A 20,251-nucleotide genomic window follows, 5' to 3' on the forward strand; every position below is an offset into this window, starting at 1 on the left:
GCCACGACTGACAGGAACCTGACATTTGGTGATGGGCCCCTCCCTGGACAAGTCCCTGCTTGCCCCTTAAGACCGCCCGGGCATGAGCATCGATTTCGATCCCAGCCTGCCGATCGCACCTTTATTGCCGGAGATTCAGGCGCGGCTCGCCGCGTCGCCCAATCTGGTGCTGGAAGCCCCGCCCGGTGCCGGCAAGACGACCCAGGTACCGCTGGCCCTGCTCGATTCCGCCTGGCGGGGGGACGGCAAGATCATTCTCCTGGAGCCGCGCCGCCTTGCCGCCCGAGGGGCGGCGCATCGGCTGGCGCAGCATTTGGGGGAAGCCATCGGCGAACGGGTCGGCTACCGCGTTCGGCTTGACCGTAAGATCGGGCCGAAGACACGGATCGAATGCGTGACCACCGGCTTGTTCCTGCGGCAGCTTCAGGGCGATCCCGGCCTCACCGGTGTCGCCGCGATCCTGTTCGACGAGTTTCATGAGCGCAGCATCGATGCCGATCTCGCTCTCGCTTTCGCACTCGAAGCGCAAGCGGGTCTGCGGCCGGACCTCCGCCTAATCGTCATGTCGGCGACACTCGACGGTGCCACGATCCAGCAATTGATGCCGGGCGCCCAGCGCATCACCAGCGAGGGCCGTGCCTTTCCGGTGGAGACGATTCATCTGGGCGACGACACCCAGACATGGGTGGAGAAACGGATGGCCTCGGCGATCCGCCGCGCAGTCACCGAAACATCGGGCGACATCCTCGCCTTCCTGCCGGGCTTAGCCGAGATCCGCCGCACCGAGCGGGAATTGGGCGGCATCAACGATGCCGCGATCCTGGCGCTCCATGGCGATCTCCCCATGGCCGAGCAGGACCGCGCGATCCGGCCCGACGGGCAAGGCCGGCGCAAGATCGTGCTCTCCACCAGCATCGCCGAAAGCTCGCTTACCATCGCGGGTATCACCTGCGTGGTGGATAGCGGGCTCCGCCGCGTGGCGCGCTTCGATCCGGCGACCGGCATGACGCGGCTGGTGACGACCAGGGTCTCGCTCGCCAATGCCGATCAGCGGCGCGGCCGCGCCGGACGATTGGGGCCCGGCATTTGTTATCGCCTGTGGAGTGCCAATAGCGAGCGGGCACTCAGCCCCCAGCCGATTCCGGAAATTCTGGAAGTCGATCTCGCCCCGCTCGCCCTGGAGCTTGCCGCCTGGGGGATCGAGGATGTGGCGCAATTGGCGCTCCTCGATCCGCCGCCATCGGGCGCCCTCAATCAGGCGCGGGAATTGCTGCGCGAATTGGGCGCCCTCGATGCCACGAACCGCATCACCGCGCATGGGAAGGCGATGGCGGAACTGGGGCTGCATCCGCGTCTGGCGCACATGCTGATCACGGCCAAGGCGCGGGGGCTCGGGGCACTGGCCTGCGACATCGCGGCGATTCTGAGCGAGAAGGATCTGGTGAGCGGACCCGCGCGCGGCGCCGATCTGGGTCAGCGCCTGGAGATGCTGGCCGGGAATGGCGGCGATCGCAACGCGCGCGAGCGGGTGAAACAGGCCGCCAGGGATTGGCGCCGGCAATTGGATGTTCCGGCCGATGAAGCGCGGCCGCGCAGTGCTGCCGGCAGCATCATCGCGCTTGCCTATCCCGACCGCCTGGCGCAGCAGCGGGGTGGTGCCGGGCAATACCGCCTTGCCTCCGGTCGAGGGGCGGCGCTCAATACCGAGGATCCCCTTTCGCGCGAACCCTGGCTTGCCGTCGCGACGCTCGATGCCGGCGAAAAGATGGCGCGCATCTATCTGGCCGCACCCATCACTTTGGGCGAGATCGAAGAGGATTTCACGGATCTCATCGAGACGCGCGAGAGCGTCGCCTGGAATGCGCGGACCGAGATCGTGGAAGCGAAACGCGAACGCCGCCTGCTCAGCCTGGTTCTGGAAGAGAAGCCGCTGCAGAAGCCGGATGCGGAATTGGCGCGTGCCGCGATGCTGGAGGGCATTGGGCAGATGGGCCTTGCCGTTCTGCCCTGGTCGGCGGCGGCGCTGAGTCTGCGCGCACGGGTCACGTTCCTGAAGCAGGCTTTACCCGATCAAGCCTGGCCGGATTGGTCGGATGCGGCCTTGCTGGAGACATTGGCGGAATGGCTGGGGCCGCATCTCGATGGCTGTCTGCGCCGGGCACATCTCGAGCGGCTGGATCTACATGCCGCCCTCGTCGACAGCCTCGATTGGAAGCAGCGCCAGGCGCTGGACTCGCTCGCCCCCACCCATCTCGACGTGCCCTCGGGCTCGCGGGTACCTTTGGATTACAGCGATCCCGCGCGGCCGGTTCTCGCCGTGCGGCTCCAGGAAATGTTCGGCGCCACCGAGACACCGCGCGTCGGCGGTGGTCGCGTGCCTGTGCTCCTGCATCTGCTCTCGCCCGCCCGGCGGCCTGTGCAGGTGACGCAGGATCTCGCCAGTTTCTGGGCCGGCGCCTACAAGGCCGTGAAGGCCGATCTCAAAGGACAATATCCGAAGCATTACTGGCCCGACGACCCCCTGATCGCGGAGCCCACCGCGCGGGCGAAGCCGAGAAGATGAGTCTCGTTTCACTTACTCGTTTGTCATCCCCCGCGCAGGCGGGGGATCCACAAGTTCCTTCATCAGTGGCGTACAAACTCGTGGATGGTCCGCCTGCGCGGACCATGACAATATTGAGATACCAAAGCCGCACCAACGACCGCCACTGTCTTGCCGCAATAAGCGGGCAATGCTAATGCCGTTCGCGAAAGAGGAGCGACCCATGTACAGCGAATCGGATCTGCAGGCGGCGGTCGAGGCCGGCGTCCTCTCCGCCGAGGCGGCGGAGGCCTTGCGCAACCATGTGGCAGCACAACGCGCGACACCCGCGGTCGATGAGGAGAATTTCCGCCTCATCACCGGCTTCAACGACATCTTCGTGGTGATTGCCATTGCCTTGCTGCTGACCGCTTTGGCCTGGATCGGTGGCAGCCAGGCGCCTGTCATCGGATCGCTGCTGGTAGCGGCGGCAAGCTGGGGTCTGGCTGAATTCTTTACCCGTAAACGCCGCATGGCACTGCCCAGCATCGTCCTGCTGCTGACCTTCGTCGCCAGTGTCGGCATCACCGCCACCCGCATCTTCGATCCCTGGGGCGACCAGCCCCTGCGGATCACGAGGGCGGAGAATACCGGCGAATACCCGGTAACGATGGGCGCCCTCTTCGGCCTCGCCATGGCCGCGGCAGCGGCAGCGCATTGGTTTCGCTTCCGCGTCCCGATTACTATCGCGGCCGGCGCGCTGTCCCTCGTCCTGCTGCTACTCTCAGTCCTGCTGATCACTATTCCCGCTCTCGGCGACCATCTGACCTGGCTGACGCTGGCGGGCGGCATCGCCCTTTTCGCCTTCGCCATGCGCTGGGACATGTCGGACCGCAATCGCCAGACCCGGCGCTCGGATGTTGCCTTCTGGCTGCATCTGGCGGCAACCCCTCTCATCGCGCACCCGATCTTCTCCGCCCTGGGCGTCTTTGCGGGCAATATCGGCTTGGCTCAAGCGGCAGTCGTGGTCGCTCTCTATGTCTTCTTCGCGGTTGTTTCGCTTGCCATCGATCGGCGCGCGCTTCTGGTCTCGTCATTGGCCTATGTGCTCTATGCGATCAGCACTCTTTTCAAAACCTTCGGCGCCCTCGGCCTCAATGCCGCACTCACGGCACTGGTGATCGGATCAGCATTGCTGTTGCTATCTGCCTTCTGGCATAAGGCGCGGCGTTTTGTCATGGCGCCCTTGCCGCAGAGCTGGAAGGAACGGCTCCCGATCCTCGACCGGCCTGCCATAGTCAAGGCAGCCTGAAACAAAAACGCCCCGGACAATGTCCGGGGCGTTTGATCTTGTTGAATCGCGACCTCAGCCCTTGTAGTGACCCTCGGCCTTGAGGTCCGCAAGAGTGGCTTCGATGCCCTGGCGGAGCAGCGAGACGAGTTCGTCGACTTCCTCCTTGTTGAGCGTCAAGGGCGGCGAGATGACGTTGAGGGCACCCAGAGGCCGCACGATCAGGCCCAGACGCTCGCAATGATCCGAGATGCGCTTCCCGATATTGACCGCGTCCGGGAAGTGTTCGCGGGTTTCCTTGTTCATGACGTTCTCGACGCACATCATGAATTTGTGCCCGCGCACATTGCCGACGATGGGAAGCTCGAGCAGCGTGCCCAGCTGTTGCTCGAGATAGGGACCCATGCGCTGCACATGGCCGGGCAGATCCTCGCGTTCCATGAGCGCGATATTGGCGAGAGCCGCCGCGCAGGCGACCGGATGGCCGGAATAGGTATAGCCGTTGGTGAACCAGCCGTCGGGATCGGCGGCACTCATCGCCTCGTAGATGCGGTCGGAGAAGATGCAGGCGCCCAGAGGCTGGTAGCCCGAGGTGAGACCCTTCGCCGTCACGATCATGTCGGGGATGATGCCGAAGACATCTTCCGAGGCGAAGAAATGCCCCAGGCGCCCGAAGGCGGTCACGACTTCATCGGAGATGTAGAGAATGTCATGGCGGTGGCAGAGCTCCAACGAGCGCTTGTGATAGCCCTTGGGCGGCACGATGACGCCACCCGCCCCCATCACCGGCTCGGCGAAAAACATGGCGATGTTGTCGGGCCCGACTTCCAGGATCTTGGCTTCCAATTCGTCGATGAGATAGTCGCAGAACTGTTCTTCCGTCATGCCCTTGCCGATTCCGTTCGGGAGCACCTCATGGGCGCGGTAATAGTTGGGCGAGGAGACGTGGTGGACGAGGTCTTCCACAAAATGGAGATAAGGCGAGCGGTCGGCGGGGCGGCCGGTGATCGAGCCGGTCAAATAGGTCGAGCCGTGATAGGCATCGATGCGGCTGATGATCTGCTTCTTCGACTTCTTGCCGCGCCGGGCATGATAATAATGCGCGATGCGGACGGCGGTGTCGTTGGCGGTCGAGCCGCCGCAGGTGAAGAAGACCTTGTTGAGATCGCCCGGCGCCAGGGATGCGAGCTTGGCCGCCAGTTCCGCTGCCGGCACATTGGTGGTGTCGACAAAGGGATTGAAGAAGGCCATGCGCATGGCCTGTTGCGAAATCGCCTCGACGATCTCGCGGCGGCCATAGCCGATATTGACGCACCAGAGGCCGCCGATGCCGTCCAGATAGCGCTTGCCGGAGAGGTCAAAGACATAGGCGCCCTCGGCGCGGCCCATGACCAGGGAACCGTCCTTCTTGAAGCTGTCGAAATGGGTCCAGGGATGGACGAAGTGATCCTTGTCCTTCTGCCAGATATCCTTGGGGTCCACCTGATCGAGACTGGCCGCCCAGACCGCGTTGCCACTCGAGCCCGACATGATGCTTCTCCTTGCTGATCCGATTGCGCTATAATTGGAATGACAAAAATATTATAGTGACTTCAAAATTTTAGTCAATCCAGGAGAAGCCGATGGCCGATGGCGGCTTGCGGGCCAGGCAAAAAGAGAAGCGAAAACAAGCCATTATGGCGGCGGCGGCGCGGTTGTTCCAAGACCAGGGCTTCGATGCCGCGTCCATGGAGGACATCGCCGGGGTGGCCGAGCTCTCGGTCGGCACGGTCTATAACTATTTCAAATCGAAGGCCGAGATCTGCCTTGCGATCTACCAGGCCGACCGCGATCTGGTGCATGCGGCAACCGACCGGATCATCGCCAAGCCACCCGCCGATCCAGTGACCGCGATCTGCCGCATGATGGAGGTCGATTTCGAAACCGAAGTCGGCTTCATGGACCGCGCGGCGTGGTCGGCCTTGTTCGGCGCCGCCTTCACCGGGCAGTCCGCCCTCTCCGCTGCCTTCGTCTCGGATGAATTGATGCGGGTGGATCAGTTCCGCCGCCTGCTCCAGGTGCTGGCCGCGAACGGCAAGATCGATGCAAGCGCCGATCTCGATGCCAGCGCCGAAATGCTGGGCGCACTCAATCTGTGGTTCTTCATGCGCTGGCTGGCCGGATTGCGTTCCGGCGACGCGGCAGCCAAGAGCGGCATCCTCGACGCCAAATCCCGCGCGGTGCTGCGGCGGCAGGTGACGCAGATGCTGCGGGGGTTGGCGGTTTAGCGTCTTTCATACCTTGCTCGAAACGCCACGATCACACTCACTTGTCTCGTGAACTCAGCGGACCCATCTATCTGGCGACTCGATCCATGGATTCCCGCTTTCGCGGGAATGACAGAGAAAAAATACCAGATCCTCGACCGTCATGCCCGGACTTGATCCGGTCATCGGGTGCGACTGGGCGAGGCCCGTCGCCTGCGGGCTGATCCCCGGATCAAGTCCGGGGATGACGATGGGAGAGAGCAGAGAAACTCTCCGTGCTACTTCCACTTCTGCAAGGTCGTCTCCGCCGCCGCGGTGACGAAGCGGCGGGGGAGGAGGCGCATGGCGAGGCTGGCCAGGTAATTGGTGGGGCCGACCACATGGACGCGGGCATGGCCCAAATGCTGCAAACCTTCGGCGGCGACGCGTTCGGCTTGATGCATGACGGTCATCGACGGCTTTTCGACACCGGCGCGTTCGAAGAAGCGCGTCTCGGTGGCGCCGGGGCAGAGGGCCAGGATGTCGACCGGTTCCGATGACATTTCCTCGGCGAGCGCCTCGGTATAGTTGAGGAGAAACGTCTTGCTGGCGGCATAGGTCGCGAAGGTCGGCATCGGTGCGAAGGCCGCAGCACTCGCCACATTGATGATGCCGCACCTGGTGCCGGATTCCTTTGCATGGCGCAGCATGTCGGGGAGGAGGCCGCGGATGATTTCGACCGGGGCGGCGATATTGACCTGCACCATCTCGGCCTCGTGCGGCTCCATGTTATCGACGACGCGCCCCAAGCGGCCGATGCCGGCATTGTTGATGATAAGGTCGACGCGCGCGATCCCGGCCGCGCCGATTACCGCCTGGCGGCCTTCCGCCGTGGCGAGATCGGCAATGACGGTGCGCACCGGGCGGCCGTTGAGGCCAAGCTCCTGGGCGAGAGCGTTCAAGCGGTCGCGGTCGCGCCCGGTGAGCAGCAAGCCGGTCGCCTTGGGCAGGGCCCGCGCAAAGGCGGCGCCGATGCCGGAGGAGGCACCGGTGATGAGGGCGGTCTGATAGGTCATCGGCACTTTCATGGGCGAATCGCGGAAACGTTTCCGTGACCTTAAGCGATCTTGCGCCACCTTGCCATCGGGGCGCAGTTATGGCACGCAAACGGGCGATCTTCAGGCCCTTTCAGGAAGCTTAACCAATGCCTTCATTCCGCACCCTCGACGATCTCTCTCTCGCCGGCAAGCGCGTGATCGTGCGCTGCGACCTCAACGTGCCGATGCAGGATGGAAAGGTCACCGACGCGACCCGTATCGAGCGTTCGGCGGAGACGCTGAAGGAATTGAGCGGCAAGGGTGCCCGGGTCGTCATCGTCTCGCATTTCGGCCGGCCGAAGGGAAAGCGCGTGCCCGACATGTCGCTGCGGCCGCTGGTGGCACCCCTCGCGCAAGCTCTGGGACGCAAGGTCGCCTTCGCCGAGGATTGCGTGGGCGCGCCCGCCGAGACGGCCGTGGCGGCCCTCAAGGACGGCGATGTGCTGTTGCTGGAGAATTTGCGCTTCCACAACGAGGAGGAAGCCAATGACAAGAATTTCGCCGCCTCGCTGGCCAAGCTCGGCGATCTTTATGTCAACGACGCCTTCTCCTGCGCGCACCGCGCCCATGCCTCGACCGAGGCGATCGCCCATCTGCTGCCCTCGGCCGCCGGCCGGTTGATGCAGGAGGAGCTGGATCATCTCGCCGCGGCGCTGGAGAAGCCGCAGCGCCCGGTGATGGCGCTGGTGGGCGGGGCCAAGGTTTCGACCAAGCTCGACCTCCTCGGCAACCTGGTGGGCAAGGTGGATGCGCTGGTGATCGGCGGCGGCATGGCCAATACCTTTCTCTTCGCGCAAGGGATCGAGGTAGGGAAGTCGCTGGCCGAGCGCGACCTCGCCGATACGGCGCGCGAAATCCTCGCCAAGGCCAAGGCGGCCAAATGCGAGATCGTGCTGCCGGTGGATGCGGTGGTGGCGGCCGAGTTCAAGGCGGGTGCCGCCAGCGAGACGATCGACGTGCGCAACGTGCCAGCCGACAGGATGATTTTGGATGTGGGGCCGAAATCCGTGGCCCTCATCAACCAGAAGCTGGCCGAAGCCAAGACCCTGGTCTGGAACGGGCCGCTGGGTGCCTTTGAGACGCCGCCTTTCGACCAGGGCACAATCGCGGTCGCCAAACAAGCGGCCTTGCTGTCGAAAGCGAAGAAGCTGCTCTCGGTGGCGGGTGGTGGCGATACCGTGGCGGCGCTGGCTCATGCCGGGGCGGAAGCGGATTTCTCCTATATCTCGACCGCGGGTGGTGCCTTCCTGGAATGGCTGGAAGGCAAGGAACTGCCCGGTGTCACCGCCCTGAAGAAGTAAGGCTTCAGAAGCCGAGCCAGTTCACCGCGATCAGCCAGGCGGCACCGGCGGTCACCCCCAGGGTGATCGAGCGGCGGCAGAGAAAATAGACGAGGATGGCGATGCCGGCGGCGGAGAGCCGCATCCAGAGCGCGGTTTCGGCAAGCGACCCTTGCGGGGCCACGATGAGGCGCGCGATGAGACCGGCCAGCAGCGCATAGGCGACCGCCGCGATCCAGCGCATCAATTTCGAATTGGGATCGATGCGGCCGGAAAGAGCGACGCCTGCCGCGCGCCAGGCATAGGTGACGACGGCGCCCACCAGGAGGAACCACCAAGCGGAGGCCATCAGTGGCGCCCCTGCTCGACAATGAGGAAGGCGATGCTGCCGCCGATGAGGCCGGTCGCGAGCAGGCCCCAATCGGGACTGACCATGTGAAGGATCGGGCCGGTGACGGCACCGATAACGAGGGCGAGGCCGCGTTCCTTGCGCGCGAGATCGGCCACGAAGAGCAGCATGAAATAAAGCGGGTTGAGGAAGACGAGGCCCAGCGTCACCGGCGCCGGCAGGATGCCCACCAGGAAGAAGCCGAGCGCGGTCGCCAGGACCGTGGCCGCCCAGATGACGCAGGTGAAGCCCAGGAAATAGGACAGTCGCTGGGGCGGCGGCATGTCCGGGCAATGCTGCATGGCATTGGCCCAGCCGGTCAAAGCGATGAAATGCGCGCTCAAGTAATGGGCAAGGCGCGGCTTTGCCTGCGTTTCGCCCGCCCGCAGGATGGGCAGCAGCACCACGACCATGGGGAGGAGGCGCGCATTGGCGAGGCCCACGGCGATGGCGGCGGCGATGAGCGAACCGCCGGCCGCGAAGATCTCCACGAGCGCGATCTGGCCGGGAAGCGCCCAGCCGGCCACGGTCGAGGCAAGGCCTTGCCACAGATTGAAACCGGCCTGGTGCACGAAGGCACCGAAGCCCATATAACTGGCACCCAGGACAAGGGCCGGCGTGCCGATGGCCGCCCGCATGCCGGCCAGGCGCGCGCCGGATGGCGAGCCGTAATCATGGGCCCAATTCTGTGGTGTCATCGGCGCAATCAATGCTCTTTCAATCAGTGTCATGGCCCGATTTAGTCGGGCCATCCACGAGTTTCAGTGAGACTGAAGAAAGTAACTCGTGGATCCCCCGGCCAAGCCGGGGGATGACAGTTTTAGGTATGCAAATCGTGTCATCTCGCCCGCACCATAAGGACGGGCGCTTGCGGCGTCATCCACCTTAGGCCACAGTTGAGCCATGCCGGAAACGCAGACGAAGAACCCCAGTTTCGAGACCCGCATCCCCGAGGGCGACAACCTCCACCGGCAGGTCTGCAGCGATTGCGGCTTCGTCGCCTATGAAAATCCCAAGGTCGTCGTGGGGGCGGTCGTCACCCATGGCGACCTCATCCTGCTGTGCCGGCGCGCGATCAATCCCCGGAGCGGCTTCTGGACCCTGCCCGCGGGCTATATGGAGCTTCATGAAAGCGCCGAGGCCGGGGCGATGCGCGAGGCCTGGGAAGAGGCCCGCGCGAAAATCGCCATCGATGCGCTGTTGGGCGCCTATACCATCCCGCGCCTTTCCCAGGTGCAGCTCATCTACCGCGCCCGCCTCACCGATCCCGCGATCAGCGCCGGGCCGGAGAGCCTGGACGTGGGCCTCTTCGCCTGGGCGGACATTCCCTGGGACGATCTTGCCTTTCCATCGGTGCGCTGGGCATTGACACATTTCAATGAGGTGAAGGACCGGACGCATTTCCCGGCCTTCAGCAACCCGCCCGGCGAAACCGGCGATCACTGAATGCGGGACGATATTCTCTGCTGGCGGGTCGAGGAAGCCTGTCGCCGGGCCTGGCCCGCCCATGAGGAGAGCGAGCGCGGCGATTGGCGCCTGCGTTTCAACCATGGCCTTAGCCGCCGCGCCAATTCCGCCAACCCGATCCGTGTCACCGGCGGCGATATCGGCGGCGTGATCGATTGGGTAGAGATGGAATGCGCTGCGCGCGGGCAGCGGTCGATCTTTCGTGTACCAGGCCTCATCGATTCCGACATCGACCGGCAATTGGCGGCGCGCGGCTATGCGATCGAAGCCGAAAGCAACACGCTCTATGCTGAGCTTTTCCCGATGCCGATGCGGCGCGATCCGGATGTCGTTATCCTAGACCGGCCCAATGATGCCTGGACCAAGGCGATGGGGTCGCTGCAGCAATGGAATGCAGCGCGCCTTGCCCATTACCGCGCCACCATCGAGCGGATCACGATGCCCGCCGGCTTCATGGCCCTTTCCATCGGCGGCAGGATCGCCGCCATGGCCTATGGCGCGATCCACGACGACATCGTCTGCCTGGAATCGGTCGTCACGGATTCCGCGCGGCGGCGACAGGGCCATGGCCAGCGATTGCTGGGCGCCCTCCTCGCCTGGGCGATCGGCATGGGTGCGCGCATTGCCTGCCTGCAGGTTGAGGCCAACAATGCGCCCGCTTTGGCGCTCTATCGGCAGATGGGCTTCATCCGCGATCTCTATCCCTACCGGTATCGGGTGAAAGGATAGGCTATTCAGGTTGTCATCCTCCGCGAAGGCGGAGGATCCACGACTTGCTTTCTCTTAGTCACATACAAACTCGTGGATGGTCCGCCCAGCCGACGCATGTCGGCCTTCGCCGACAAGGCGCGGACCATGACAAGTTGTTGTTGACTGCTCTAGATCGCGCGGACGCGTTCGATGAAGCTGTTGACGGCGCTGTTGAGCGTGCTGGATTTCTGGCCGAGCTCGGCCGCCGCCCCCAGGACCTGACCCGCGGCGCGCCCGGTCTCGCCCGCCGCTTCAGTGACGCCGACGATATTGCCGGTGACTTCCGTGGTGCCCTGGCTGGCCTGCTGGACATTGCGCGCAATCTCGGAGGTGGCGGCCGATTGCTCCTCGACCGCCGCGGCGATGGTGGTGGAGATATGGCTGATCTCTTCGATCACCTTGGTGATGCCCCGGATCGCCGCCACGGATTGTTCGGTGGCGATCTGGATTTCGGCGATCTTGGCGCCGATCTCCTCGGTCGCCTTGCCGGTCTGGCTGGCGAGGTTCTTCACTTCCGAAGCCACCACTGCAAAGCCCTTGCCGGCATCGCCGGCCCGGGCCGCCTCGATCGTCGCATTGAGGGCAAGGAGATTGGTCTGGCTGGCGATCTCGGTAATGAGGCTGACGACATCCCCGATCGCCTGGGCCGAGGTGGCAAGGCCCTGGACCTGGCTGTTGGTCCGGGCCGCTTCCTCGACCGCGCGCTGGGCGATCGAGGTGGATTGGCTGACCTGGCGGCCGATCTCGCTGATCGAGGAAGTTAACTCCTCGGTCGCGGCGGCGACGGTCTGCACATTGGCCGTGGTCTGTTCCGCGGCGGCGGCGACCGCGTTGGATTGCTGGTTGGTTTCCTCGGCGGTTTTCGACATGGATTGGGCGGAGGATTGCAGTTCCGCCGCCGCGTTCGAAAGCGATCCCACCAACTCGCCCACTTGGCCTTCAAAGGATTTGATCAGCCCGTCCAGTTCCTGGGCGCGTTGAATTTTGGCGGCGGCATCGGCCTTCTGCGCGGCATCGGCTTGGCGCTGGGCCAGAAGGGCATCCTTGAACACGACCACGTTCCGGGCCATGTCGCCGATTTCATCGCGGTTCTGCTGGGCCGGGATCTCGATTTCGAGATTGCCCTTGGCAAGTTCGCTCATGGTCGCCGTCATGTTGCGCACCGGATGCGTGATGCTGCGGCCGATCGCCCAGGAAATGAGGATGCCGAAGAGGACAACGGCAATGGCGACCGCGATCATGATGGTGGTGGCAGTGGTGATGGCACCCATCAGATCGGCATTCACCGATTCCATCGAGGCCATCTGCGAATTGACCGTGGCGTTCGACACTTCGGCAAAACGTTCCGCGAGCGGTGCCATCTTGTCGTTCATCAGCGCATTGACTGCGGCGACATGTTCGGCGAGAGCGATGAGCGAAGCACCATATTCCTGCATCACCTTCGACGCATTGGCGACCTGCGTGCGGTGGCCGGGAGCGGCCAGTTTCTGCTGCAGGATGTCGACCTGCAATTTCAGCCCGGTAAGATTGTTCTTGGCGAGATCGATCATCTTCGCATCGCCCGTGGCGACATAACGCGAGGCGCCGACGCGGGCCATCAGCAGCTTCTCCATCGCCACGCCGGCATGGGCGGCACCGATGAAATCGCCATTGGCGAGGGCGTCGGCCAGCACGGCGGACATGGTCTTGCTGGCCTTCTGTCCCTGTGGCGCCAGACGCTCATTCTCAACGATATCCCGTTCGGCCTTCGCGGCGACAACAGCGTCGAAGGCGGCGGCATATTGATCGACCAATTGTGCCATTTCCTCGAACAGCACCTTGCGTTCGGCGGATTTTGTGTTGGCGACGCGCTGCTCCACGTCGCTCTTCAGCAAGCCGATCAATTCCCGGGCACGCTCACCCGCCTCGGCATTGTTCTCGCGCATGAAGCTCAGCACATTGCGCCTGAGATCGACGACGTTCCGGTCGATCTTCTGGACCGACAGCGTGTTGGTCGAGATCCGTGCGTATTCATCGATGCTGCCGCGAATATCCCGCAGCGAGAGAAGACTGAACAGGATGAAGGCGACCAGGATGGCGAGAATGGCACCAAAGCCCAGGCCGATGCGCCCGCTGACCTTGAAGCGACCGAGAAGTGACTGAAACATGCGAAGGCCCCCAAACCGTGCTGTTCTTTTTACTTGCCTGAACCGAGCGGCCTCTGCGCGAGGCGCGCTTCCCCTCAACTCAACTCTGCCAAAAATCTCCGAATGATTGGTTAAGGCAGCTTATGCAGAAACGGAAACGCCGCGCCCGGACGAGGGCGCGGCGTTGGAACGAGAACACAGCGGAGATCAGATCGCGCGCACTTGCTCGATGAAGCGGCTGACTTCGCTGTTGAGAACGTTGGAATGCTGCCCGAGTTCGGTCGCCGCCCCCAGTACCTGGCCGGCGGCGCGGCCGGTTTCATCGGCGGCCTGCGTTACCCCGGCAATGTTGCCGGAGACGTCGCTGGTGCCCTGGCTGGCCTGTTGCACGTTGCGCGCGATCTCGGAGGTGGCCGCCGATTGCTGTTCGACCGCCGCCGCGATGGTGGTGGAGATATGGCTGATTTCCTCGATCACCTTGGCGATGTTCTGGATGGCACTCACCGAATTTTCAGTGGCGTGCTGGATCTCGGTCACCTTGGCACTGATTTCCTCGGTCGCCTTGGCGGTCTGGGAAGCGAGGTTCTTCACTTCCGACGCCACCACCGCGAAGCCCTTGCCGGCCTCGCCGGCCCGGGCCGCCTCGATCGTCGCATTCAAGGCGAGAAGGTTGGTCTGCGAGGCGATCTCGCTGATGAGGCGCACCACGTCGCCGATCGCCTGAGCCGAGGTCGCCAAGCCCTGGACCTGGGTGTTGGTCTTGGCCGCCTCCTCCACCGCGCGCTGGGCGATCGAGGTGGACTGGCTGACCTGGCGGCCGATCTCGCTGATCGAGGAGGTGAGCTCCTCGGTCGCGGCCGCCACGGTCTGGACGTTCGCCGTCGCCTGCTCCGCGGCGGTCGCCACGGCATTCGATTGCTGGTTGGTCTGTTCGGCCGTCGTCGACATGGTCTGGGCGGAGGATTGCAATTCACCCGAGGCGGTCGAGAGGGTGTGAACCAATTCGCCGACCTTGGTCTCGAAGCCAGCGATGAGCTGTTCCAGCGCCTGGGCGCGCTGCAATTTTGCCGCCGCGTCGGCTTTCTGCGCGGCATCGGCCTGGCGCTGAGCGACGAGCGCGTCCTTGAAGACCACCACGGTCCGCGCCATGTCGCCCACTTCGTCGCGGTTTTCCTGGGCCGGAATCTCGACATCGAGATTGCCGCCGGCCAGTTCGCCCATCGTCGCCGTCATGTTGCGCACCGGGCGCGAGATCGAGCGGCCGATGATGACGGCCGAGAGAATCCCGATCGCCAGCGCCACCACGCCGATCGCCAGCATGAGCTGTGTCGCACGGTCGACCGAGATTGTGGCGCTCGCCTCGACATCGTTCATATAGGCTTGTTGCGACTGGGTGATCGCGGTCGCAAGTTCGCCGAAACGCTGCGAGGTATTGGCGATATCGTTGGCGACCAGCGTGTCGAGGGCCGTGGCCGCCGCCGCGAGATCCTTCAGCACCATGGAATAACGCTGCATGGTCTGGGCCGCTTCCTGGGCGAGGCGCCGATGCTCCTGGACGGTGAGGCGGCTCTGCATGCCGCTGATACTGGCGTTGAAGATCATTACCTGTTTCGACGCGGTCGCGATGAAATCCGGATTCTTGGTCGAGATGTAGCGTTCGGCGGCGAGGCGCGTCGCCATCAGGCGTTCCATCACCTGGCCGGCATAGGCGGCCACCTGGAAATTGTTGGTATTGATCGCATCGGCGACGATATCGGCGATGTTTTTGTGACCCTTGCCGCCCAATTCGGTCAGATCCTCATTCATCAGCCAGTCGCGCTCGTCCTTCAACGCCACCGCCTGGTCGAGAATGCCGATATAGCTGTCGCTGAGCTGCAGCATTTCGTCATAGGTCTGGCGGCGCTCCTCGGAGGTGGTCACCTTGCTGCGCTCGGCCAGATCCTCCTTGAGAGCCGCCAGGATCTTGCGGGCGTTCTCCAGATCCTCGGGGCGGCCGTCGCGCAGGAAATCGGTGACGTTGCGGCGCAGGGTCTGGACCTCGCGGTCAATCTGCTGGGTTTCGATGGCGCTTTTGGCCATGAAGGCAAAATCGCCGAGGCTGGATTTCGACCCGGTGAGGGCGCTGTAGCCGAAGCCGAGCACCACGACCAGAGCGGCCAGGATGATTCCGAAGCCAAAGGTGATCCGGCTGCCGATGCGCAGACGGGCCAGGGTCGATTGCAGCATGCCGATATCCCTAAAATCTCGTGAGGTCATGGGGTGCCGCGAGAGAAGCGGCAAATATGATTTTTTTCAGGAAAGTCTAAAGAAGAGGTTACCATTAGGACCGAAGGCGCACATTTCCTTGTGCCGATAGGATGTATGGTCAGTATCCGCGCGCGCGTTCGACCACGTTTTCGAGGGGTCGACCGCCCTCGAAGGCCACGATCTGGCGCCAGACTTCCCCAAGACCGGTGCCTGGATCGGTATCGCTGGCATTGTGCGGGGTGACGAAGATGCGGGGATGCGCCCAAAAAGGATGGTCCCCGGGCAGGGGCTCGGTGGCGAAGACATCCAGGCTGGCCGCCGCCAATTGCCCCGAATTGAGCGCCGGGATGAGATCGGCCTCGACCAGATGCCCGCCGCGCCCGGCATTGATGAGGGCCGCCCCCGGCGCCAATTGCGCAAAGAGCCCGGCATTGAGGATGCCGGCGGTCTGGGGCGTCAGCGGCAGAAGGCAAACCAGGATCTCGAGATCCTTGAGGAAAGCGGGGAGTTCCGCCGTTCCGGCGAAGCTGGCGATGCCGGGGAGGTCCTTGCGGCTTTGCGACCAGCCCCGGATTTGGAAATCGAAGCTCAAAAGCTGACGCGCCGCCGCCTGGCCCAGATTGCCGAGGCCGAGAATACCCACCTTCCGGTCCCAGGCCGCCGGATACCAATGCGGCGCCCAGCGCCCCTCGCGCGCGGCCTCCTCCAATTCCCAGAAGCGGCGGTGATGGCGCAGCACCTGCCACAGAACGTAATCCGCCATCCCCTGGGTGAGGCCGGGTTCCACCATGCGCACGATCGGCACATGGGCCGGAATTTCCGGATTGGCCAGATGCCGCTCGACGCCCGCGCCGAAGCTGAAGACGGCCTTTAAATTCGGCATCGCGGGGAGGAGCCCCGGCACCGGCCGCCACAGCATCAGATAGCGGAAGCGGCTGGGATCGAGGCCCGGCCGATAGAGGACAAGATCGAGATCCGGGAGCGAAGCCGCGGCCTTGACCCAGATATCGTTATATTCGTCGGCGCCGGCGAAGAGGAGCTGGACCCGGCTCATTGATGCACCACATTGGCCGCGGCCACTTCGTGATGGATCGCCGCTGCCAGCAAGGCCTGGGTATAGGGCGCCTGGGGTGCATTGAAGATCCGTTCGGCCGGTCCCTCTTCCACCATTTTGCCGCCCTTCAACACCAGAACCCGATGCGCCATCGCCCGAATCACCCTCAGATCGTGAGAGATGAAGAGATAGCCAAGACCGTGGCGCCGTTGCAAGCCGCGCAGCAAATCGACGATCTGGGCCTGGACCGACATGTCGAGAGCGGAGGTGGGTTCGTCGAGCACGATCAATTTCGGTTTCAGGATCAGGGCGCGGGCGATGGCGATGCGCTGGCGTTGGCCACCGGAAAATTCGTGCGGATAGCGGTGCCGGGTTTCGGGATCGAGGCCGGTTTCGGTCAAGGCCTCGATCACCAGGCGCTCGCGCGCGTCTTCATCCGCGCCAAGATTATGGATGCCGAGGCCCTCGCTGACGATTTCGCCGATCGAGAGACGCGGCGAGAGCGAGCCGAAGGGATCCTGGAAGACGATCTGCATCTCGCGCCTGAGCGGCCGCATCTCGCCCCGGTCGAGGCCGTCGATGCGGCGGCCATCGAAAGTGATGCGCCCCTCGCTGTTGATGAGCCGCAGAAGCGCCAGACCAAGGGTCGTCTTGCCGGAGCCGGATTCGCCGACGATGCCGAGGGTCTCGCCGGCGCGTAAAGTCACCGAGACATCGACCAAAGCGGGCACGTGACCCACCACCCGGCGGAAAACGCCGCGCTTGATCGGGAAGAGGACCGAGAGGTTTTCGGTCCGGACCAGTTCCGGCGCATCGGCGAGGAGCGGTTCGGCGATGCCCTTGGGCTCGGCCGCCAGGAGATGGCGCGTATAGTCGTGCTGCGGGTCTGCGAAGACTTCCGCCGTATCGCCCTGTTCGACCACCAGGCCCTGGCGCATGACGACCACGCGGCCGGCGAACTTCCGCACAACGCCGAGATCATGGGTGATCAGCAGAATCGCCATGCCGAGACGTTGCTGCAGATCCCGAAGCAGGTTGAGAATCTGGGCCTGGATCGTGACGTCGAGCGCCGTCGTCGGCTCGTCGGCGATGAGGAGGTCGGGTTCGTTGGCCAAGGCCATGGCGATCATCACGCGCTGGCGCTGGCCGCCGGAAAGTTCGTGCGGGAAGGCGCCGAGCTTTTGTTCCGCGTCATCGATCTGGACCAGTTCCAGCAATTCGCGCGCCCGCGCCCGCGCCGCTTCGGCGCCGACCGGCTTGTGAAGCTGGATGTTTTCGACGATCTGCCGTTCGATCCGGTGCAGCGGATTGAGCGACAGCGTGGGTTCTTGGAAGATCATCGCGATGCGGTCGCCGCGGATCTGCCGCAGGCGCGCCGGGCTGGCCTGCATCAGATCCTCGGCCGTCCGGCCGTCGCCGCTGAACCGCACGGCGCCATCGGGATGCGAAGCGACGGGATAGGGCAGCAGGCGCATGATGGAGAGGGCGGTCACCGATTTCCCGGAGCCGGATTCGCCCACCAGCGCCAGGGTCTCGCCCCTGTTGATGTGGAGATCCACGTCTTCGACCACCACATGGCCGTCGAAGGCCACTGAAAGGTTCTCGATTTCGAGCAACGGCAGCGTCATCGGTGCTGCCCCTTGCGGGGATCGAAGGCATCGCGCACCGCCTCGCCCACGAAGATGAGCAGCGTCAGCATGGTGCCGATCACGAAGAAACCGGTGAAACCGAGCCAGGGGGCCTGCAGATTCTCCTTGCCCTGGGAGAGCAGCTCGCCAAGCGAGGGCGAGCCCGGCGGCAGACCGAAGCCGAGGAAATCGAGCGAGGTCAGCGCCGTCACCGACCCGCTCAAGGTAAAGGGCAGGAAGGTCAATGTCGCCACCATGGCATTGGGCAGCATGTGGCGGATCATGATCTGCCAATCGCCCGATCCCAGCGCCTTGGCGGCACGCACATATTCCAGATTGCGCGCGCGCAGAAACTCGGCGCGCACCACGCTGATCGGCCAGGTCCAGGAGAAAATCAGCAGCAAGCCGAGCAGCGTCCAGAAACCGGGCACAATCACGGCAGCGACGATGATGAGGATGAAGAGGGTCGGCAGGCTGCTCCAGATTTCCAGAAAACGCTGGGCGATGAGGTCGGTCAGGCCGCCAAAATAACCCTGCACGGCACCGGCCAGCACGCCGATCACGGTGCTGACGATGGTGAGTGCCAGACCGAACAGGACCGAGATGCGGAAGCCATAGATGACGCGGGCGAGAACATCGCGCGCCTGGTCGTCGGTGCCCAGCCAATTAATTCCGTCGGGCGGTGTGGGTGCCGGGCCGGGCAGATTTTGCACCACCGTGTCATAGGAGAAGGGAATCGGCGGCGAGACCATCCAGCCACCGCCCTCCATGATGCGGGCGATGAGGGCGGGGTCGCTAAAATCGGCCCGCAAGCCGGCGATCCCACCGAAGACCTCTTCGCCGTATTCGTGGAAGACCGGCCAATAGATCTCGTCCTGATAGGAGACGACGATCGGCCGGTCATTGGCGATGAATTCGGCCGGCAGGCTGATGAAGAAGAAGACCAGGAAGAAGATCAGTGACCAGAAGCCGCGCCGATTGGCGGCGAAATTGCGCCACCGCCGTGCGGTGAGGGGCGTTACCTTGAAGCCGAGGATGCGGCGGGTATTCATATCTCGCGCGCCTCGAAATCGATGCGCGGATCGACCAGCATGTAAGTGATATCGCCGATGAGGCCGAGGAGCAGGCCCAGCAGCGTGAAGATATAGAGCGTGCCGAAGAGCACCGGATAGTCGCGGTTGATGGCCGCTTCCCAGCCCAATAGGCCGATGCCGTCCAGCGAGAAGATGATCTCGGTGAGGAGCGCCCCGGTAAAGAGAATGCCGACGAAGGCCGCGGGAAAGCCCGCGATGACGATCAGCATCGCATTCCGGAAGACATGGCCGTAGAGAACGCGTTGCTCGGAAAGGCCTTTGGCCCGGGCCGTGGTCACATATTGCAGATTGATCTGATCGAGGAAGGAATTCTTGGTCAGCATGGTGAGGCTGGCGAAACTGCCGATCACCAGCGAGGTGATGGGCAGGACCATGTGCCAGAGATAATCCGTGATCTTGGCCGTCCAGGAAAAGTTGTCCCAGTTTTCGGACACCAAACCGCCGATCGGAAAGATCGACCAGTAAGTTCCGCCGGCAAACAGCACCACCAGGAAAATGGCAAAGAGAAATCCCGGGATGGCACTGCCGATGATGATCACCGTGCTGGTCCAGAAATCGAAGGGTGTCCCGTCGCGCGAGGCCTTGGCGATCCCCAGCGGGATCGAGATGCCGTAGATCAGGAGGGCGGTCCAGATTCCGAGCGAGATCGAGACGGGTAATTTGTCGCCGATGAGATCGATCACCGAGCGGCTTTTGAAGAAGGAATTCCCGAAATCGAAAGTGACATAGCTCTTCATCATCAGCCAGAAGCGTTCATGCATCGGCTTGTCGAAGCCGTACATGCGCTCGATCTCGGCGATGAATTTGGCGTCGAGACCACGGGCGCCGCGATATTGGCTGTTGCCGCTGCCGGCGCCGATATTGTCCTGGGAGCCCAGGACCTCCTGGCCACCACCGGTGACGCGCGCGGTGGAATCGAGCGCGGTTCCCTGCAATTCGGCGATAGTCTGTTCGACCGGTCCACCCGGGGCCAATTGGATGACGATGAAATTGATCACCATGATCCCGAACAAAGTCGGGATCATCAGCAGCAGACGCCGGATGATATAGGCGATCATGACGTCACCTGCTGCATCCGGCGCG

General features: G+C 63.6%; 16 protein-coding genes. 6 read left to right on the forward strand and 10 right to left on the reverse strand.

Translation table 11 applies throughout. From position 1 onward, the window contains the following. Positions 1–82 precede the first annotated feature (82 nt). Positions 83–2,563 (forward strand): ATP-dependent helicase HrpB, encoded by a 2,481-nt coding sequence (hrpB, locus tag ACE3PR_RS06285; RefSeq protein WP_374369367.1) that lies wholly within the window; start codon positions 83–85, stop codon positions 2,561–2,563. A gap of 202 nt (positions 2,564–2,765) precedes the next feature. After that, the gene (locus ACE3PR_RS06290; RefSeq protein ID WP_374369369.1) at positions 2,766–3,833 is read left to right on the forward strand and encodes a hypothetical protein; all 1,068 of its coding nucleotides are present in this window, start codon (positions 2,766–2,768) and stop codon (positions 3,831–3,833) included. A 54-nt stretch (positions 3,834–3,887) separates the two neighbouring features. On the opposite strand, the gene ACE3PR_RS06295 is transcribed toward ACE3PR_RS06290, so the two are convergent. Next, positions 3,888–5,342 carry an aminotransferase gene (locus tag ACE3PR_RS06295; protein ID WP_374369371.1) on the reverse strand — a complete coding sequence of 485 codons (1,455 nt, stop codon included), beginning with the start codon at positions 5,340–5,342 and terminating at the stop codon, positions 3,888–3,890. 92 nt (positions 5,343–5,434) lie between these two features. Between ACE3PR_RS06295 and ACE3PR_RS06300 the strand changes: the two genes are divergently transcribed. Beyond that, positions 5,435–6,079 carry a TetR/AcrR family transcriptional regulator gene (locus ACE3PR_RS06300; protein ID WP_374369373.1) on the forward strand — a complete coding sequence of 215 codons (645 nt, stop codon included), beginning with the start codon at positions 5,435–5,437 and terminating at the stop codon, positions 6,077–6,079. Between the two features lie 257 nt (positions 6,080–6,336). On the opposite strand, the gene ACE3PR_RS06305 is transcribed toward ACE3PR_RS06300, so the two are convergent. Beyond that, on the reverse strand, positions 6,337–7,113 hold the full coding sequence (locus ACE3PR_RS06305; protein WP_374369375.1) for an SDR family NAD(P)-dependent oxidoreductase: 777 nt from the start codon (positions 7,111–7,113) through the stop codon (positions 6,337–6,339). 128 nt (positions 7,114–7,241) lie between these two features. Between ACE3PR_RS06305 and pgk the strand changes: the two genes are divergently transcribed. Further along, positions 7,242–8,435, forward strand: a complete 1,194-nt coding sequence (gene pgk, locus ACE3PR_RS06310) for a phosphoglycerate kinase (protein WP_374369377.1) — start codon at positions 7,242–7,244, stop codon at positions 8,433–8,435. Positions 8,436–8,439: 4 nt separating this feature from the next. On the opposite strand, the gene ACE3PR_RS06315 is transcribed toward pgk, so the two are convergent. Next, entirely contained in the window at positions 8,440–8,763 is a 324-nt protein-coding gene (locus ACE3PR_RS06315) for an AzlD domain-containing protein (protein ID WP_374369379.1), read from the reverse strand. Next, positions 8,763–9,500, reverse strand: a complete 738-nt coding sequence (locus tag ACE3PR_RS06320; RefSeq protein WP_374369381.1) for an AzlC family ABC transporter permease — start codon at positions 9,498–9,500, stop codon at positions 8,763–8,765. Before ACE3PR_RS06320 ends, ACE3PR_RS06315 begins: the two co-directional genes overlap by 1 nt. Before the next feature lie 205 nt (positions 9,501–9,705). Between ACE3PR_RS06320 and ACE3PR_RS06325 the strand changes: the two genes are divergently transcribed. Continuing rightward, on the forward strand, positions 9,706–10,248 hold the full coding sequence (locus ACE3PR_RS06325; protein ID WP_374369383.1) for an NUDIX domain-containing protein: 543 nt from the start codon (positions 9,706–9,708) through the stop codon (positions 10,246–10,248). After that, positions 10,249–10,998: a GNAT family N-acetyltransferase gene (locus ACE3PR_RS06330; protein ID WP_374369385.1), complete on the forward strand. Its 750-nt coding sequence runs from the start codon at positions 10,249–10,251 to the stop codon at positions 10,996–10,998. It abuts the gene before it with no gap. Between the two features lie 149 nt (positions 10,999–11,147). Here the strand turns inward: ACE3PR_RS06330 and ACE3PR_RS06335 are convergent, their stop codons facing one another. From ACE3PR_RS06335 to ACE3PR_RS06360, 6 genes are all read right to left on the reverse strand, one after another. Continuing rightward, positions 11,148–13,166, reverse strand: coding sequence for a methyl-accepting chemotaxis protein (locus tag ACE3PR_RS06335; protein ID WP_374369387.1), 2,019 nt, complete (start codon positions 13,164–13,166; stop codon positions 11,148–11,150). 186 nt (positions 13,167–13,352) lie between these two features. Then, positions 13,353–15,371, reverse strand: coding sequence for a methyl-accepting chemotaxis protein (locus tag ACE3PR_RS06340; RefSeq protein WP_374369389.1), 2,019 nt, complete (start codon positions 15,369–15,371; stop codon positions 13,353–13,355). A 139-nt stretch (positions 15,372–15,510) separates the two neighbouring features. After that, positions 15,511–16,446, reverse strand: coding sequence for a 2-hydroxyacid dehydrogenase (locus tag ACE3PR_RS06345; RefSeq protein WP_374369391.1), 936 nt, complete (start codon positions 16,444–16,446; stop codon positions 15,511–15,513). Further along, positions 16,443–18,074 carry an ABC transporter ATP-binding protein gene (locus ACE3PR_RS06350; protein WP_374369393.1) on the reverse strand — a complete coding sequence of 544 codons (1,632 nt, stop codon included), beginning with the start codon at positions 18,072–18,074 and terminating at the stop codon, positions 16,443–16,445. Before ACE3PR_RS06350 ends, ACE3PR_RS06345 begins: the two co-directional genes overlap by 4 nt. Next, positions 18,071–19,126, reverse strand: coding sequence for an ABC transporter permease (locus ACE3PR_RS06355; protein ID WP_374369395.1), 1,056 nt, complete (start codon positions 19,124–19,126; stop codon positions 18,071–18,073). The genes ACE3PR_RS06350 and ACE3PR_RS06355 overlap by 4 nt, the downstream gene beginning before the upstream one ends. After that, positions 19,123–20,226: a microcin C ABC transporter permease YejB gene (locus ACE3PR_RS06360; RefSeq protein WP_374369397.1), complete on the reverse strand. Its 1,104-nt coding sequence runs from the start codon at positions 20,224–20,226 to the stop codon at positions 19,123–19,125. Before ACE3PR_RS06360 ends, ACE3PR_RS06355 begins: the two co-directional genes overlap by 4 nt. Positions 20,227–20,251 lie beyond the last annotated feature (25 nt).

This window comes from Dongia sp. (assembly GCF_041909655.1).
Lineage (GTDB): Bacteria > Pseudomonadota > Alphaproteobacteria > Dongiales > Dongiaceae > Dongia.